Genomic DNA, 16,566 nt, shown 5'->3' with positions numbered 1-16,566 from the left:
CGGGTTTTTTTTTATACGACACCGCGGGGGTGGTGATATAATACGGCCCCCCCCGGCGGGGGGGGGGGCACGGTTCCGGCGCGGGGGGGCCCCCGGGGGGGGGCGCCCCGGCCTCGACGCGTCCAGAATTTCCCCCCACCCGGGCCGGCGGGTGGCGGGCGGGGTCAAGTGGATCCGGTAGGCCCGGTAGGCCCGGTGGATCAGGGATCAGGTGGATCAGGTGTGGAGGCGGCCGTTGGTGCCGTCGTGACTGTCCGCCTGCTCGTCGTCGAACCAGTGGTCGTCCGCGGCGAGGTAGCGGAAGGAGTGCGCGCCGTGCCGGGGGAGGGTGACGGTCGCGGTGCGGGTGCCGTCGCCGCGCGACTGAAGGGGGTGGGCGGCGGGATTCCAGTGGTTGAAGTCTCCCACCACGCTGACCGGGCCGTCGGGGGTGTCCTCGGGGAGGACGAAGGTGACCTGGGCCCGGTTCTTCAGTTGCTTGCGTTCGAGCACGGGAGGACTCCAGCCGCGAAAGGAAAGGGAACGAGCCCGTGCATCCTCGCCGCTGCGGGAGCCCGGTGCGGTGGCACGCGGCCGCAGGCGGGCGGATCTCACCCGGCCGGTCTCCGGATCCGGATCAGGCGTTGCGCTGGTCGTGGGTGTCCCGGCGGAGCTGGTCCGTGTGCCGGGTCAGCGTGTCGATGCGTTCGGCGAGCTCGGAGTCCTCGGGCCGCAGGTGGGCGCGGGTGTCGGTCAGAGGGCGGACGAGGCGGGCGGCGTCGCTGTCGGCGAGGGCCAGGTTCAGGTCGCCGACGGCGCCCTCGGCGTCGGCGGAGAGGCCGGTGAGGGAGGTGACCTGACCGGCGAGCCGACGTAGATCGGCGGCGTTGTCGCGGGCCCAGGCGGTCACGGAGCGGTCGGCCGCGCGGGTGTCGCGCATGGCCTGGACGCGCTGCTCGCCGGTGCTTCCGTCGGCACCGGGACGCAGCCGGAGGTAGCGCCGTTCGGCGGCCTGGCGGCTGGCGACCCCGAGGGGGCCGGCGAGGTCGGCCCAGCTCGCGCCCCGCCCGCGGGCGGTCTCGATCAGCCCGCTCTCCCACCCGGCGAGCTGCTCGCGGACCTCGCGCAGCAGCAGCAACGCGGCCAGAGCCGCGTCCGGGCCCGCGTCCCGCGCGGGCTCCGCGGCCGCCGACGCCGCTGTCGGCGGAGCGGCCTCCGGCGATTCCGCCGCTGTTCGGCGGGCGGCCCTGACGGCCTGATCGATGGCCTCCAGCGCCGCGGCCGCCGCGAGGAAGGAGACCTGCGGTGCCGTCGGGGCGGACTCGTTCATGGGGTACTCCCTGCCTCTGTCACCCTCCAGGTGACATCCTGCTTGTCATCGCTTCGATGACATGTTACAACGGAAGCACGTTGAAGCGCATTGGCAGTTTCTGCCTGAACCAAGTGGAGGTGTTTCGCGATGTTGATGCGCACTGACCCGTTCCGCGAGATGGACCGGATCGTCCAGCAGCTCTCGGGTACGTCGGGTACGTGGTCGAAGCCGTCCGTGATGCCGATGGACGCCTACCGCCAGGATGACGTGTACGTGATCGCCTTCGACCTCCCCGGAGTGAGCACCGAGGCGATCGACATCGACGTCGAGCGGAACATGCTGACGGTCAAGGCCGAGCGCCGGCCCACGGGGCAGTCCGAGGGTGTGCAGAGGGAACTCTCCGAGCGGCCCCTCGGTGTCTTCTCCCGCCAGGTCATGCTGGCCGACACCCTCGACACCGAGCGCATCGAGGCCGACTACGAAGCGGGCGTCCTGACCCTGCGCATCCCGATCGCGGAGCGCGCCAAGCCCCGCAAGATCAGCATCGGCGGCGAGTCCGGCCGCAAGCAGCTCACGGACTGAGCGTTTCCTGCCGGCGGCGGAGGCCCGGGGTGCCGGCCCCCTGCGGACCCGGCCCCCGGGTCTCCGCCGCTCATCCCGCTCCCCTTCCCGCTCCCCTTCCCGCTCCTTTTCCCGCTCCTCTTCCCGTTCCCCTTCTCCGGAGGTGACGTGATGTCGATGCGCCGGGAGTCGTTTCTGGCCCACGTACGGGAACGCGGCGAGTACGCGAGTCCAGCGGAAGCCGAACGGGCGGCCCGTGTCGTCCTGGCCCTGCTGGGTGCCCACCTCGTCGGGACCGTCCGTGCCGAGCTCGCGGCCCGACTGCCCGAAACCTACGCCCTGATCCTCCTCAACCCCCTCCAGGCCGCGGAGCCGCTCTCGGCCGAGCGTTTCGTCCGCGCGACCGCGGCCTGGATCGACGGCGCCACCGAGAAGACGGCGCTGTGGGACATCGGAGCCGTCCTGTCCACGGTGGCCGCCGCCGCGGGCGACATCCTCATCCGCGAGGTCCTGCTCCAGCTCCCTCCGGGCTACGACCTCCTCTTCGGTCACCCCCAGCCCACCTGACCCCGCACATCGGCCGAGCCCCCCGGCACTCCCTCCAGAAAGGACGACGCCGTCATGTACGACCAGAGCGGCCCGGAACGCTCCCTCGTGGCCATGACGTACCACCAGATGCTCGAACGCGTCCGCTACGAGGGCGCGTACCCCACCCGGGAGCGCGCCGAGGCCGCCGTCCGCGCGGTCCTCGCCGCGCTGGGCCGGCAGCTGACCGGCGACGAACGCGTCGACCTCGCCCGCTGCCTGCCCGTCGAGGCGGCCCTCGCCCTGACCGCGTCGGTCCCCGCCGCCGGACACCTCGCCGGCCACCTCGACGGATGGGAGTTCGTGAAGGACCTCGCGGCCCGCACGGGCGGCACGCCAGCCACCGCCCGCTGGGACACCGGAGCCGTCCTCGCGCCGGTCTCCGTCCTCGCGGGGCCCGACCTCCTCTCCCGCATCCTGCGGCAGCTCCCCGAGGGCTATGCCCTCCTCTTCGGGCAGGCGCAGTTGCTCCGGCCCCAGCCCATGGCCGCCTGACGGCCCCGCGCCGTGGGCCGGGCTGCTGTCGCCGCCGTCGGGCGATGGCGGCGAGGGGGCGAGGGCGAGGGGGCGGTACGGCGTGTCCGCCGCGGAGTGGCCCCGGGTCTGCTTCCGTGGACGGACCTCGGATCCATGGCGACGGGAAGACCCTGCGATGACGGTGACGTCGGGTGGCGCCGGATCGTTTCAGCTGCTGTGAACGACAGATTCCGCTTCTCGGGGCCCCGCCCCCACCACACTCCACCCGGCGCCCCGCCCCACGGGCCCCCGGCGCGAGCAGTTCGCCGGGCCGTCCTGATTCCCTGCGGGGAGGCGGCGTGAGGCCGGGGTCCTTCTACTGGTGCCGCTCCTGCCGGCAGCCCCTTTACGCCACCAGTTCGGCTTCCAGCCCGGCGGGCCGGGACTGGGAGATCGACCATCAGAGGCCCGGCGAATGCGCCAACGGGCACTTGATGCCCCTGACCGGAACGGCGACGGCCCCCGAGGACCTGCCGAACGCCCCCCGCGTCCTGCGTCTCTTCGGGTCCTGAGCCCACGCACGCCCGCCCGCCGGCCGCCGCCGGCCGGTGATCCGACCTGCGCTGTTCGAGATCGATTACCTCACCGTCGAACACGCGAAAATCTATCGCGGCTGAAGTAGACATTGCCTTGTGACGTGGTTATGGTTTCTCTCGTAGCCCAGAGAGACCGAAGGGCCCGGCAGGGACGAACTGCCGGGCAGCAGTACCCGTAGTCGCAGGAGGCAGTACGCAGAACGGTGCGGTGGTGGAGTGTCGAAGCCGAAGCGGTTGCAGGGTGGCGACGGGACTGACCACCGGACCGGGTGGCCCGCAGTGATCAGGGGCCGCCGTGAGCGGTGCCGCGGTGTGCCGCTCGTCAAGTAGGTGATCACCGAGGGAAGAACGGAGGAGTTGACCGCCATCAGGATCGCCCGGGTCGAAGGCTGAGCCCGGGTACCGCAGGACATCGACAGTGAGGTGGTCTCCGGTCAAGCAACCGCGATCCCCGCAGCCCCGGCAGAGTTCAGGTCGGGTGGGCGGAAACAGAGAGCCGGCGCAGGACGAAGGCCGGCAGATGGTGTAGCAGTTCCTTCGGGGCCCTGGTGCCACAGGCATCAGGGCCCCTCCGTGCGTTCGGGGACGCGACGTGACGCGACGAGCACCACACCGCGCCCTGTTGGGCCTGCCCCGGCCGTCGCGAAGACGCCCGCTGTGATCCCCTGCCCGTCGACGTGCTGGTGCCGCGGATCTGGAGCACCGTGGAGGGAGTCGTACGACAGAGGTGAAGCGATGGCGATGCCGTCCGGTCAACAGCCTTCTTCCCCCGGCGGTGGCTGGGGAGCCCGGCCACCACAGCCACCGCGGCAGTCGCGGACGTGTCTGGTCGTCGCGTTGGTCGTAGGGGCGCTCGTCCTGCTCGGGGTGATCGCCCTCATCGCCTTCCTCGCGCTCGTGGCCACGGTGGAGGACCCGAAGCGCGACGATCCCGGCGGGCCGGCGGGGGACGTGAAGCTCGCGGGCTGCACCGTGGACGCCGACACGAAGTGGCCCCATGCCGATCTCGACGTCACGAACCGCAGCAGCAAGCCGAGCGACTACACCGTCAGCGTGGAGTTCGTGGGGCCGTCGGGAGAGCGCCTCACCGAAGCCCACGCCGCCCTCACCCACCTGGCCCCGGGCCAAGTCGCCCACGACCGGGCCCAGAGCCTCGCGCAGGTCGACGCCCCGGTCACGTGCCGGATCACCGGCGTGACCCGCTTCGCCTCCTCCTGAGATCCCTCCGGCGTGTCCCGGTGGTACGGGTACGCGTCCCGCTCACGGTGGGGTTCTGACGGTGAGCGTCGGACGAGGGAACGGGCGGGGCGGAGGCGGGCTCGGTCGCCCAGGAGACGGGCGGGGCGGAGGCGGCTCAGTCGTCCAGGACGTGGTTGCCGAGCCGGCTGACCATGACGGGGTCGCGGTGGTCGAAGAACAGCGACGCCCCGGTGTCCAGGGCGGCGACGGACGCCATCTGCTCGGCGGTGAGCTCGAAGTCGAAGACGTCGAGGTTCTCCGCCATGCGCTCGGGCCGCACCGACTTGGGGATGACCACGACGCCGCGCTGGACGAGCCAGCGCAGCACGACCTGCGCCACCGTCTTGCCGTGCGCGGCCGCGGTCTTCGCGAGCACCGGGTGGGTGAAGAGGTTGTTGCGGCCTTCCGCGAAGGGCCCCCAGGACTCGATCTGCACGCCGCGCTCGCGCATGAGCTCCTGGTCGGCGGCGCGCTGGTGGAAGGGGTGGGTCTCGACCTGGTTGACCGCCGGGGTGATCTCGTTGTGGTCGATCAGGTCCACGAGCCGGTCGCCGTGGAAGTTCGAGACGCCGATCGCCCTGACCAGGCCCTCCCGCTGCAGTCTCTCCATGGCGCGCCAGGACCCGTAAACGTCGCCGTAGGGCTGGTGGATCAGATACAGGTCGAGCTGCTCGAGGCCGAGCTTGCGCAGCGAGGTCTCGAAGGCGCGCGCGGCCTTGTCCTCGCCGGCGTCGGAGACCCACAGCTTGGTGGTGACGAACAGATCCCGGCGCGCGATCCCGCTGGACCGGATCGCACGGCCTACGGCCTCCTCGTTGCCGTAGGCGGCGGCGGTGTCCAGGGAGCGGTAGCCGGCGGCGAGGGCGTCGCCGACGGCCCGCTCGGTCTCCTCGGCGGGGATCTGGTAGACGCCGAAACCGAGGACGGGCATCTCGACGCCGTTGTTCAGGGTGACGCGGTGCATACGGGTTCCTCACGTAGCTCGGTGCGGGTGGGCGGGTGGGCGGGTCGGCGGGTGGGTGGTGGGGGAGGGGCGCCCGTCCGGCTGCCGGGCGTTCGGAGCGGAGCGCGGACCGGCGCGGACGGTCGCATCCGGGGCTCGTTCAGCGGTACCCGCCACGAGGCGGTTCCTCACGGGCGGTGCTCCATGTGGACCCGCCGCGGCGATGTCCGGCACCGTCCCGCCCTCCCCGCACCGACCGGAGGGCCCGGCCGCGATTGGTGTGCGGCCATCCGGACACAAGCAGGGCGTGCTGAAGATACTTCTCGTGGTCCTGCTCGGTGCGACGGCGGTCCTCGCCTCGGGCACTGCCTTCCTCTCCTCACCCTGGTGGTGGGCCGCGGCCGCACCCCTGCTGCTGCTCGTGGTGACCGCCGTGCACGACCTCCTGCAACGGCGGCACTCCCTCCTGCGCAACTACCCCCTCCTCGGACACCTGCGGTTCGCCATGGAGGCTCTTCGGCCGGAGATCCAGCAGTACTTCATCGAGCGCAACGTCGAGGGCCGCCCCTTCGACCGCGACACCCGCAGCATCGTCTACGAGCGGGCCAAGGGCACCGACGCCGAGGAGCCGTTCGGCACCGAACTCGACCTCTACCGGCCCGGCAGCGAATACCTCATCCCGTCCATGGCCCCCCTTCCGGTACCGGCCGACGCGCCCCGGGTCCGGATCGGCGGGCCCGACTGCACCCAGCCGTACGACATGGCCCTGCTCAACGTCTCGGCGATGAGCTTCGGCTCCCTGTCGGCCCCGGCGATCCTCGCCCTCAACACCGGTGCACAGCTGGGGGGTTTCGCCCACGACACCGGCGAGGGCGGCCTGTCCGAGTACCACCTGGGGCCCGGCGGGGACCTCGTGTGGGAGATCGGCACGGGATACTTCGGATGCCGCACCGAGGACGGGGAGTTCGACGCGCGCGAGTTCGCCGAGAAGGCCGCGCACCCGCAGGTCAAGTGCGTGTCCCTGAAGATCAGTCAGGGCGCCAAGCCCGGCATCGGGGGCGTCCTGCCGGGGGCCAAGGTCACCGCGGAGATCGCGAAGGTGCGCGGGGTGCCGCAGGGGGAGACCGTGATCTCACCGCCGTACCACCGCGCGTACTCCACCCCGCGCGAGCTGGTGCGCTTCCTGGCCCGCATGCGTGAACTCGCCGGCGGCAAACCGGTCGGCTTCAAGCTGTGCGTCGGTTCGCGCCGCGAGTTCCTTGCGGTGTGCAAGGCCATGCTGGAGGAGGGCACCGCGCCCGACTTCATCGTCGTCGACGGGGCGGAGGGCGGGACGGGCGCCGCGCCCCTGGAGTTCGCCGACCACGTCGGCCAGCCGCTCGGCGAAGGGCTGATGACCGTGCACAACGCCCTCGTGGGCACCGGACTGCGCGACCGCGTCAGGATCGGCGCCTCGGGCAAGGTCGCCACCGGGAGCGACCTCGTCAAACGGCTCCTCCAGGGCGCGGACTACACCAACGCGGCCCGCGCCATGATGTTCGCGATCGGCTGCATCCAGGCGCAGCGCTGTCACACCAACACCTGCCCCGTCGGTGTCGCGACCCAGGACGGGAGGCGCGCCCGCGCCGTGGACGTCGGGGACAAGTCGCAGCGCGTACGGCGCTACCAGGAGGCGACCGTCAAGAGCGCCCTCCAGATCATGGCGTCGATGGGCGCGGAGGACGCCCGCGGACTGCGGCCCCACATGCTGCTGCACCGCGTGGACCCCCACACCGTCCGCTCCTACGCCGAACTCCACACCTGGCTCACCCCGGGACAACTGCTCGCATCTCCGCCCGTGAGCTGGGCAGGCGACTGGGAGGCGGCCGATCCCGACCGCTTCACGAGCTGACCTCCGGCTGACCCGGCCCTCGCACCGGGCGGCCGCACACCGAACCGAAGGGCACTCCTGTGGCACGCACCGTCGCCCACGTGATCGTCAACGCACTGAAGGAGCTGGGCGTCCAGCACGTCTTCGGAGTCGTCGGAGACGCCTTGAACCCGCTGACCGACGCCATCCGCACCACCGACGGCCTGGAGTGGGTCGGCTGTCGGCACGAAGAGGCCGCGGCCTTCGCCGCCGGGGCGCAGTCCCAGCTCTCCGGCACCCTCGGGGTGTGCATGGGCACCGTGGGACCCGGTTCCGTACACCTCCTGAACGGTCTCTACGACGCCGCCAAGAGCCACGCCCCCGTCCTCGCGATCTGCGGGCAGGTGCCCCTCGCCGAGATCGGCAGCGACTACTTCCAGGAAGTCGACAACGACCTGCTCTTCCGGGACGTGGCCGTCTACCGGGCCACCGTCACCTCCCCGGACCAGATGCCCCGCCTGCTCGAGTCCGCGGTACGCGCCGCCGTGACGCGCGGCGGCGTGGCCGTCCTGACCGTTCCCGGCGACCTCGGCGACCAGGAGCTGACCGACGACCGGCCCACGCGCTTCGCCCTCGACCGCGCCGTCACCCGCCCCGACGACCCGGCGCTCGTGCGCGCCGCCGCACTGCTGAACGAGGCTTCGCGCGTGACCCTGCTCGTCGGCCAGGGCGCCCGCGAGGCCCGCGCCGAGGTCCTGGAGGCCGCCGAGCTGCTCGCGGCGCCCATGGTCCTCACCCTGAAGGCGAAGGAGGGCTTCGAGGACGACAACCCCTTCCAGGTGGGCCAGACCGGCCTCATCGGCAACCCCGCCGCCGCCCACGCCCTCGACAGCGGGGAGGCGCTCCTGATGCTGGGCACCGACTTCCCGTACCGGGAGTGGTATCCGTCGGATGCCAAGGTGGTCCAGGTCGACGCGCGCGAGGACCATCTGGGGCGCCGTACCCCCGTGGACGTGGGCCTGGCCGGCGACGTGGGCGCCACGCTGCGGGCCCTGCTGCCGTTGCTGAAGTCCGTCCCCGACCGCGCGCACCTGGACGACGCGCGGGCCCGGTTCGTCCGGTGGCAGGAAGAGCAGCAGGGGCTGGCCGACCCCGCGCACGAGCGCCGCTGGACCGGGAAGCTGCGGGCGGCACTGGACAACCGTGACCACGAGATCCGTCCCGAGGCCCTCGCCGCGGCGGTGGACGCGTACGCGGCCGAGGACGCCGTCTTCACCTCCGACACCGGGATGGCCACCGTCTGGCTCTCGCGCTTCGTCACCATGCGCGGGGGCCGCCGCCTGATCGGTTCGTACAACCTCGGCTCGATGGCCAATGCCATGCCCCAGGCGATGGGGGCCCAGCTCTGGGCGCCGGAACGGCAGATCGTCGCCCTGTGCGGGGACGGCGGGCTGAGCATGCTGCTGGGTGACCTGATGACGATCAAGACGTACCGGCTGCCGGTGAAACTGGTGGTCTTCGACAACCGGAGGCTGGGCATGGTCAAGCTCGAACAGGAGCAGATGGGCCTGCCCGAGTTCGGGACGGAACTCGACAACCCCGACTTCGCCGCGGTCGCCACGGCCCTGGGCCTGACGGGGATCAGGGTCACCGATCCGGCCGGGCTGGACGACGCGGTGCGCCGGGCCTTCGCCACGCCGGGCCCGGTCCTGCTGGACGTCCTCACCAACCCCGAGGAAGTGGCGGTACCGGGCAAGCCGACGGTGTCGCAGGGCTGGGGATTCGCCAGGGCCAAGATCAAGGAAATCCTGCCGGGCCGCGAGGGCTGACGGGGCCGCACGCGTCCGGGTCGGGCGTCAGGCGGCCGGCCGTACGGGGGCCGGCGCGGTGTGCGCGCATTCCGTGTCGGCCACGTCGGCGGTGGGGATGCGCATGCGGCGCAGGAGGTCCCGGGTGGTGCGCCGTGTCAGGGTGCTGCGCCAGGTGAGGTCGGGGTGGCGGGAGCGCAGGTGGGACAGGGCGCGGGTATCGAGCCCGCTGGAGTGGAAGGGCTGGTCGATGTCGACACCGGTGATCACGCCGTGACCGCAGTCGGCGCAGGCGCGGTAGTGGACCTGCCCGACGACCTTGCGGACGTGGACGAGGAGCAGGCATTCCTCCTGGAGTCCGGTGCCGGTGGCGATGCCGGTGCCTGTGCCTGTGCCCGTGGCGGTACCGGTGCCGGGGATGTGGGAGGACAGGAACTCGATGTCACGGTAGGCGAGGATCCTGCGCCGCAGCCTTCTGGCGAACCCTCCGCGGCGGCCGTGCCTCGCGGCGTGCGAGGACACTGCGGTCTCCGGGGCGGAACGGACGAGTGCGGGACGCGCGTGGAGTCCAGACATGGCTCGCGTCTGCCCCCGGGGCAACCGCTGACACCCCCCAGGCGGCCGGTCCGGGCGGTCGGACCACTCGTACCCCGCACCTTTCGTGGCATACGTCCTTATGTGACAGGTTTACGGGTAGGCGCGGTGCGCGGCGCCGGCCAGAGGGGCCGGAGGCCGGGCACCGGTACGGCCCGGGCGCCGGTACGGCTGCCCCGGACGAGGAGGGATGCCGCCGTGGAGGAGTCGAGGCTGTACCTGCAAGAAGCCATGGACTCGGGGACCGTGGTCCGCGCCGAGATCCTGCACGAGGACGGATCGGTCTGGGCGTCGGCCGGCCGGCCGCTGACCACGGAACAGGAGGGCGGGCGGCTGGCCGGACTCTTCGACGCTCCGGCGGACGCCGTCGGCACGGGGATCACGGTGGGAGGAGTGACCTACGTGGCCGCGGAAGCGGACCGGCGCCTCCTGCACGGCAGGCACGGCGGCGCCGGGGTCGTGGCGGTGCGCAACCCCCCGTACGTCGTGGTCGGCCTGTACCGGGAAGGCCACCGGCCCGAGGACGCCGTCCTGACCCTGGGGAACCTCGCGGACGTGCTCGCGGGCCGTTCCCGGCAGGGGCCCGCGCCGGACACCGCGACGGTGCCCCCGTCGACATCCTGACCCTCCCGTCGGGGCGCCGGCTCAGCCCGGCGGTCGGGCCGGCGGGGACATCGCCCATCGGATCGTGCGCGTCAGGGCGTGCCCGGACAGGCGCACACAGGCCGCCCTCGGACCCGTCACGGGGCGCAGGCCGATCAGCGCGGGGGCCCACGGGGGGAGCAGGGCGACCGCGTTCGCGGCGAGCAGCGCGTACGGGACGCGGCCGGGCCAGGGCAGGGGAGGGTGGTGGAGGATGAAACGGGCCGCGTCGAGGGCCTCGGGCGTGGTCCGCAGTTCCGGCCGGTACGCCGCCAGCAGGGCTGTCAGCGCGGCCCGGTCGCGCGGTGGGTCCACCACGCCGAGGGCCGTCGCCACCAGCGCGGTGTCCGCGACGTAGGCGTCGCAGCCCGCCGCCGCGTCCAACGGGTGCGCGCCGAAGCGCTGGTGGGCACGCAGGAAGCTGTCCACCTCGGCCGCGTGCACCCAGCCCAGGAGGTGGGGATCGGCCGCGCGGTAGGGCTCGCCCGCCGTGGTGGTGCCCCGTATCCGTTCGTGGACCGCGCGCACCCGGTCGACGGCGTCCTGCGCGTCCTGCGCGGTGCCGTAGGTGGTTACGGCCAGGAAGGTGCTGGTGCGTTGAAGTCTGCCCCACGGATCGCCGCGGAAGCCGGAGTGCGCCGAGACGGCGGCCATGGCGAGCGGGTGCAGGGACTGGAGCAGGAGGGCGCTCAGGCCTCCGATGAACATCGAGGCGTCGCCGTGCACCGTGCGGATGGGCCGCTCGGGGCCGAACCAGCGGGGGCCGGGCGTGCCGTGGATCCGGGCGCGGTTGGCGGGGCCCGACGGTCCGGCCACCCGGGTGAACAGCATCGAGCCGAGCCGCTCCCGCAGCTTCACGCTCCCGGCCGCCGTCATGTCCATGGGGGTGTTCTACCCGATGCGGGCCCGGCTCACCGCTCGTTCCGGCCGGGGCGTCCCGGACGGTTCGCCGTGACCGCGGTGCATGCTCCGACGGGGCCGAGTCGTATGCGGCGGCCATGGGGATGGTGCCGGGAGGGACTTCGTGATGCGGCAGGGAACCGGCTCGCCTCCGATGACCGACGGCCGTCCCGGTCCCGGCACGGGGAATTCGCTTCCTTCCGGCTCCCGTTGGCCGGAGGCGCTGTTGTGCGGCGCGGAGCACCATCGCGAGGCCGGTGGCTCCTGCGGTGGATTGCGACGTACGCGACCGGCGGTGGCTCCCACGGCGGGCCGCGCGTCTGTGACCGGCGCGGGGGAGCGTGAAACCGCCGACGCGGGGGCGCCGCCCGGCCGTTCGTCACTCGGAGTGTTTAGGGGGCGATATTCCGGTTACACCAAGTAACTACAGTTGCTCATTACTCGACGGAAGGCTGGAACATGACCCTCGCTACCGTGCTCATCCTCGTCGCGGTCCTCGCCTTCGTGGTCTTCCTGGCCCTGGCCCCCCATGCTCCTGTGCGGAGCAACCCGTTCCCGGGCCGCCGGCGCCGGGTCACCCGCCGCCGGTCCGCCACGGCCCGACGGGGCGGGATTCCCGGGCAGCGTGGAATCCAGCACCACGCCCGCTGACCGGAGCGTCCGGTCCCGGGGCCGCCCTGGTGGTCCCGGCCGCCCCGGCCGCCCCGGCCGACGCCCCTCCCCGCCCCATATGCACCAATTGACCCACTATCTCCTCCATGCGACAGGGAGTGACTCCCGTCACTTCCCGTGAGGGATACGACATAGCCTCCCCGAATCGGGGCACCCGGGCACGAGCACCACCACCGCGGGGAGGCCGCGGTGCCGCAATCGGAGGTACAGCGCGTCGTGTCCGAGCAGACGACCATCCACATCGCCGGGACCTGGCGTTCCGCGGTATCAGGAGCCACCCGAGAGGTCCTGGACCCGGCGGACGCCACGGTCCTCGCCGTCGTCGCCGAGGGCGGCACCGCGGATGCCGACGCGGCCGTCAGTGCCGCCCGCGCGGCCTTCGACGGCGGAACGTGGCCCCGGACTCCCGTCCTCGAGCGGGCCGCACTGCTGCGCCGCACCGCCGACCTGCTCCACCGCGACCGTGAACGCCTCGGGCTGCTGGAGAGCCGCGACGCGGGCAAGACCCTGGAAGAGGGCCGCGTCGACGTGGACTGCGTCGCCGACGCCTTCCGCTACTTCGCCGACCTCGTCGCCGGCGAGAGCGCGGGCCGCGTGGTCGACGCCGGCACCCCCGACGTCCACAGCGTCGTCGTCCACGAGCCCGTCGGGGTCTGCGCCCTGATCACTCCGTGGAACTACCCGCTCCTCCAGGCCTCCTGGAAGATCGCGCCTGCCCTCGCCGCGGGCAACACCTTCGTGCTCAAGCCCAGCGAGATCACCCCGCTGACCACGGTGGCCCTCATCGGCCTGCTGGCGGAGGCGGGACTGCCCGCCGGCGTGGCGAACCTGGTCACCGGCCCCGGCGACTCCGTCGGCGCACGCCTCTCCGCCCACCCGGACGTCGACCTCGTCTCCTTCACCGGTGGTCTGGCCAGCGGTACGAAGGTGATGCGCGCGGCGGCCGACTCCGTCAAGAAGGTCGCCCTCGAACTCGGCGGCAAGAACCCCAACGTCGTCTTCGCCGACGCCTGTGCCACCGAGGAAGGCTTCGACACCGCCGTCGACCAGGCCCTCAACGCCGCCTTCATGCACAGCGGCCAGGTCTGCTCCGCCGGCTCCCGGCTCATCGTCGAGGAGAACGTCGCCGAGCGGTTCGTCGCCGAACTCGCCCGCCGGGCCGACCTCGTCCGCCTCGGCCGCGGCACCGACCCGGGCGTGGAGTGCGGACCGCTGGTGTCCGCCGCCCAGCGCGAACGCACCGAGGAGTACGTGGCCTCCGCCCTCGCCGAGGGAGCCGTGCTCCGCTCCGGCGGCGAACGGCCCGACGGCCCCGGCTACTTCTACCGGCCCACCGTGCTGGACCGCTGCCACCGCGGGATGCGCGTCGTACGGGAAGAGGTCTTCGGGCCGGTCCTGACCGTCGAGACCTTCCGTACCGAGGACGAGGCCGTGGCGCTCGCCAACGACACCGAGTACGGGCTCGCCGGCGGGGTGTGGACCTCCGACCCGGGCCGCGGCCGCCGCGTGGCGGGCCGGCTGCGCCACGGCACGGTCTGGATCAACGACTTCCACCCGTACCTCCCGCAGGCGGAGTGGGGCGGCTTCGGCAAGTCCGGCATCGGGCGCGAGCTCGGCCCGTCGGGCCTGGCCGAGTACCGCGAGTCCAAGCACGTGTACCAGAACCTCGACCCGCGCCCCGTGCGCTGGTTCGCGGGCTGAAGGAGGAACAGAGCCATGACCATCCCCACGCCCACGCCCACGCCCACGCCCGCCCCCGCGCCCCGCGAGCAGCGGCAGGAGCAGGAGTACGACTACGTCGTCGTCGGCGGCGGCACCGCCGGCTCGGTGATCGCCTCCCGCCTGACCGAGGACCCGGACGTCACCGTCGCCGTCATCGAGGGCGGCCCCAGCGACGTCGACCGTCCCGAGGTGCTCACCCTGCGCCGCTGGATGGGCCTGCTCGGCGGCGAGCTCGACTACGACTACCCCACCACCGAGCAGCCCCGCGGCAACTCGCACATCCGCCACAGCCGCGCCCGCGTCCTCGGCGGCTGCTCCTCGCACAACACCCTCATCGCCTTCAAGCCGCTCCCGTCCGACTGGGACGAATGGTCGCGAGCGGGAGCCGAGGGCTGGCACGCGGCCGCCATGGACCCGTACTTCGACAAGCTCCTCAACAACATCGTCCCGGTGGCCGAGAAGGACCGCAACGCCATCGCACGCGACTTCGTCGACTCCGCGCAGACCGCCCTGGGCGTCCCGCGGGTCGAGGGCTTCAACCGGAAACCCTTCCACGAGGGTGCCGGCTTCTTCGACCTCGCCTACCACCCCGAGGACAACAAGCGCTCCTCCGCGTCCGTGGCCTACCTCCACCCCGTCATGGACGAACGCCCCAACCTCACGATCCTGCTGGAGACGTGGGCCCACCGCCTGGAATTCGACGTCACCCGCGCGCGCGGAGTCCACGTACGCGCCTCGGACGGTACGGAGTCCCTCGTCACCGCACGCCGGGAGGTACTGGTGTGCGCCGGCGCCGTGGACACCCCCCGGCTGCTGCTCCACTCGGGCATCGGACCACGCGCGGACCTCGAAGCCCTCGGCATCCCCCCGGTGCACGACCTGCCCGGGGTCGGCGAGAACCTCCTCGACCACCCCGAGTCGGTGATCGTCTGGGAGACCGACGGCCCGATACCGGAGAACTCCGCGATGGACAGCGACGCGGGGCTGTTCGTCCGGCGCGATCCCCGATCGCCGGGGCCCGACCTGATGTTCCACTTCTACCAGGTCCCCTTCACCGACAATCCCGAGCGCCTCGGCTACGAACGCCCCGCGCACGGCGTGTCGATGACCCCCAACATCCCCAAGCCCCGCAGCCGCGGCCGCCTCTACCTGACCAGTGCGGACCCCGAGGTCAAACCGGCCCTGGACTTCCGCTACTTCACGGACGAGGACGACTACGACGGCCGGACCCTGGTGGACGGCATCAAGCTCGCCCGCGAGATCGCCGCGACCGAGCCCCTCGCCGGCTGGCTGGGGCGCGAGGTGTGCCCCGGCCCGGAGATCACCGGCGACGAGGAGCTGAGCGCCTACGCCCGCGCCGTCGCGCACACCGTCTACCATCCGGCCGGCACCTGCCGGATGGGTGCCCACGACGACCCCGGGGCCGTCGTGGGCCCGGACCTGAAGATCCGCGGGCTCGAAGGCATCCGCATCGCGGACGCCTCCGTCTTCCCCACGATGCCCGCGGTCAACCCGATGATCGGAGTGCTCATGGTCGGCGAAAAGGCAGCCGAACTGCTGGTGCGCGAAGGCGGTGCCCGATGACCGCCATGGTGAACACCACCCCTGCCGCGCCCGCCGGCCCCGCCGCACCCCCCGTCTTCTCCGTGGACGGCCTGTGGAAGGTCTTCGGCCCCCAGAAGGCCGCCGCGAAGGTCCCCGGCTCCGCCGACGCCGACCTCTCCGCCACCGAACTGCGCGAACGCACCGGTTGTACCGCGGCCGTCCGCGACGTCACCTTCGACGTCCGCAAGGGCGAGGTGTTCGTCGTGATGGGTCTGTCCGGCTCCGGCAAGTCCACCCTCGTGCGCTGCCTCACCCGGCTCATCGAGCCCACCGCCGGAAGCCTCGCCATCGACGGCGAGGACGTCCTCGCCATGGACACCGCCCGGCTCCGCGGCCTGCGCCGCCACCGCGCCGCCATGGTCTTCCAGCACTTCGGACTGCTCCCGCACCGCACCGTCCTCGACAACGTGGCGTACGGGCTGGAGATCCAGGGCGTCGGACGCGGCGACCGGCGCCGCAAGGCCGGCGAGCTCGTCGCCAAGGTCGGCCTCGAAGGACTGGAGGACCGCCGTCCCGGCCAGCTCTCGGGCGGCCAGCAGCAGCGCGTCGGCCTGGCCCGCGCCCTCGCCTGCGACCCCGAAGTGCTCCTGTTCGACGAGCCGTTCAGCGCGCTCGATCCCCTCATCCGCCGCGAGATGCAGGAAGAGGTCGCCCGGCTCCACCACGAAGAGGGCCGCACCATGGTCTTCATCACCCACGACCTCGCCGAGGCCCTGCGCCTGGGCGACCGGATCGCGCTGATGCGCGACGGCCGCATCGTGCAGCTCGGCACGCCCGAGGAGATCGTCGGCTCGCCCGCCGACGACTACGTACGGGACTTCGTCCGCGACATCCCCCGCGAACAGGTGCTCACCGTCCGCACCGCGATGCGCCCCGCCACCGCCGGCGAGGCGGAACAGGGACCCGCGCTGGGCCCGGCCACCACCGTGGTCGAGGCCATCCAGGCCGTCGCCCGCAGCGGCGGCCCGGCCCGCGTCGTGGACCGCGGCCGCTGCCTGGGCGTCGTCGACGACGCCGGCCTGCTCGCCGTCGTGGCCGGTCTCCCCGGCGCCACCGGACGGGGGGTGGCGGCATGACCGGCCCCGCCCTTCCCGCGGCCCCCG

Annotated in this window: 16 protein-coding genes; 11 read left to right on the top strand and 5 right to left on the bottom strand. The window is 72.6% G+C overall.

The window, feature by feature from the left end; all coding sequences use genetic code 11:
* Window positions 1-216 precede the first annotated feature (216 nt).
* Together ACWF9Z_RS25655 and ACWF9Z_RS25650 are read right to left on the bottom strand one after the other, a co-directional pair.
* Window positions 217-492, bottom strand: coding sequence for an isoamylase early set domain-containing protein (locus ACWF9Z_RS25655; RefSeq protein WP_453605579.1), 276 nt, complete (start codon window positions 490-492; stop codon window positions 217-219).
* A 124-nt stretch (window positions 493-616) separates the two neighbouring features.
* Window positions 617-1,309, bottom strand: a complete 693-nt coding sequence (locus tag ACWF9Z_RS25650; protein WP_453605577.1) for an HSP18 transcriptional regulator — start codon at window positions 1,307-1,309, stop codon at window positions 617-619.
* 129 nt (window positions 1,310-1,438) lie between these two features.
* On the opposite strand from ACWF9Z_RS25650, the gene ACWF9Z_RS25645 reads away from it, so the two are divergent.
* The 4 genes from ACWF9Z_RS25645 to ACWF9Z_RS25630 all read left to right on the top strand — a co-directional run bounded on the left by ACWF9Z_RS25645 (window position 1,439) and on the right by ACWF9Z_RS25630 (window position 4,707).
* The gene (locus tag ACWF9Z_RS25645; protein ID WP_453605576.1) at window positions 1,439-1,873 is read left to right on the top strand and encodes an Hsp20/alpha crystallin family protein; all 435 of its coding nucleotides are present in this window, start codon (window positions 1,439-1,441) and stop codon (window positions 1,871-1,873) included.
* A 150-nt stretch (window positions 1,874-2,023) separates the two neighbouring features.
* Entirely contained in the window at window positions 2,024-2,419 is a 396-nt protein-coding gene (locus tag ACWF9Z_RS25640; RefSeq protein ID WP_453605574.1) for a DUF2267 domain-containing protein, read from the top strand.
* Window positions 2,420-2,473: 54 nt separating this feature from the next.
* Window positions 2,474-2,932: a DUF2267 domain-containing protein gene (locus tag ACWF9Z_RS25635; protein ID WP_453605572.1), complete on the top strand. Its 459-nt coding sequence runs from the start codon at window positions 2,474-2,476 to the stop codon at window positions 2,930-2,932.
* Window positions 2,933-4,326: 1,394 nt separating this feature from the next.
* The gene (locus tag ACWF9Z_RS25630; protein ID WP_453605570.1) at window positions 4,327-4,707 is read left to right on the top strand and encodes a hypothetical protein; all 381 of its coding nucleotides are present in this window, start codon (window positions 4,327-4,329) and stop codon (window positions 4,705-4,707) included.
* Window positions 4,708-4,843: 136 nt separating this feature from the next.
* Here ACWF9Z_RS25630 and ACWF9Z_RS25625 read toward each other — a convergent pair whose 3' ends face one another.
* Window positions 4,844-5,692 (bottom strand): aldo/keto reductase, encoded by an 849-nt coding sequence (locus ACWF9Z_RS25625; RefSeq protein WP_453605568.1) that lies wholly within the window; start codon window positions 5,690-5,692, stop codon window positions 4,844-4,846.
* Window positions 5,693-5,978: 286 nt separating this feature from the next.
* On the opposite strand from ACWF9Z_RS25625, the gene ACWF9Z_RS25620 reads away from it, so the two are divergent.
* Window positions 5,979-7,562, top strand: a complete 1,584-nt coding sequence (locus ACWF9Z_RS25620; protein ID WP_453605566.1) for an FMN-binding glutamate synthase family protein — start codon at window positions 5,979-5,981, stop codon at window positions 7,560-7,562.
* A 59-nt stretch (window positions 7,563-7,621) separates the two neighbouring features.
* Window positions 7,622-9,349, top strand: a complete 1,728-nt coding sequence (locus ACWF9Z_RS25615) for a thiamine pyrophosphate-dependent enzyme (protein WP_453605565.1) — start codon at window positions 7,622-7,624, stop codon at window positions 9,347-9,349.
* Between the two features lie 27 nt (window positions 9,350-9,376).
* Here the strand turns inward: ACWF9Z_RS25615 and ACWF9Z_RS25610 are convergent, their stop codons facing one another.
* Window positions 9,377-9,904 carry a hypothetical protein gene (locus ACWF9Z_RS25610; RefSeq protein WP_453605563.1) on the bottom strand — a complete coding sequence of 176 codons (528 nt, stop codon included), beginning with the start codon at window positions 9,902-9,904 and terminating at the stop codon, window positions 9,377-9,379.
* Between the two features lie 216 nt (window positions 9,905-10,120).
* On the opposite strand from ACWF9Z_RS25610, the gene ACWF9Z_RS25605 reads away from it, so the two are divergent.
* Window positions 10,121-10,546: a profilin gene (locus ACWF9Z_RS25605; RefSeq protein WP_453605562.1), complete on the top strand. Its 426-nt coding sequence runs from the start codon at window positions 10,121-10,123 to the stop codon at window positions 10,544-10,546.
* Between the two features lie 21 nt (window positions 10,547-10,567).
* Here ACWF9Z_RS25605 and ACWF9Z_RS25600 read toward each other — a convergent pair whose 3' ends face one another.
* Window positions 10,568-11,446, bottom strand: coding sequence for an oxygenase MpaB family protein (locus ACWF9Z_RS25600; RefSeq protein WP_453605560.1), 879 nt, complete (start codon window positions 11,444-11,446; stop codon window positions 10,568-10,570).
* Window positions 11,447-11,923: 477 nt separating this feature from the next.
* Between ACWF9Z_RS25600 and ACWF9Z_RS25595 the strand changes: the two genes are divergently transcribed.
* From ACWF9Z_RS25595 to ACWF9Z_RS25580, 4 genes are all read left to right on the top strand, one after another.
* Window positions 11,924-12,115, top strand: coding sequence for a hypothetical protein (locus ACWF9Z_RS25595; protein WP_453605558.1), 192 nt, complete (start codon window positions 11,924-11,926; stop codon window positions 12,113-12,115).
* 237 nt (window positions 12,116-12,352) lie between these two features.
* A complete protein-coding gene (locus tag ACWF9Z_RS25590; protein WP_453605556.1) occupies window positions 12,353-13,837 on the top strand; it encodes an aldehyde dehydrogenase family protein in 1,485 nt (494 codons plus the stop codon).
* A 15-nt stretch (window positions 13,838-13,852) separates the two neighbouring features.
* Window positions 13,853-15,442 carry a GMC family oxidoreductase gene (locus tag ACWF9Z_RS25585; protein WP_453605554.1) on the top strand — a complete coding sequence of 530 codons (1,590 nt, stop codon included), beginning with the start codon at window positions 13,853-13,855 and terminating at the stop codon, window positions 15,440-15,442.
* Window positions 15,439-16,539 carry a quaternary amine ABC transporter ATP-binding protein gene (locus tag ACWF9Z_RS25580; RefSeq protein WP_453605552.1) on the top strand — a complete coding sequence of 367 codons (1,101 nt, stop codon included), beginning with the start codon at window positions 15,439-15,441 and terminating at the stop codon, window positions 16,537-16,539. Before ACWF9Z_RS25585 ends, ACWF9Z_RS25580 begins: the two co-directional genes overlap by 4 nt.
* Window positions 16,540-16,566 lie beyond the last annotated feature (27 nt).

The sequence above is a fragment of the Streptomyces sp. NPDC054961 genome, from assembly GCF_053609145.1.
The sequence above is the reverse complement of the archived record's forward strand: the minus strand, read 5'-3'. Positions and strand labels throughout refer to the sequence as shown.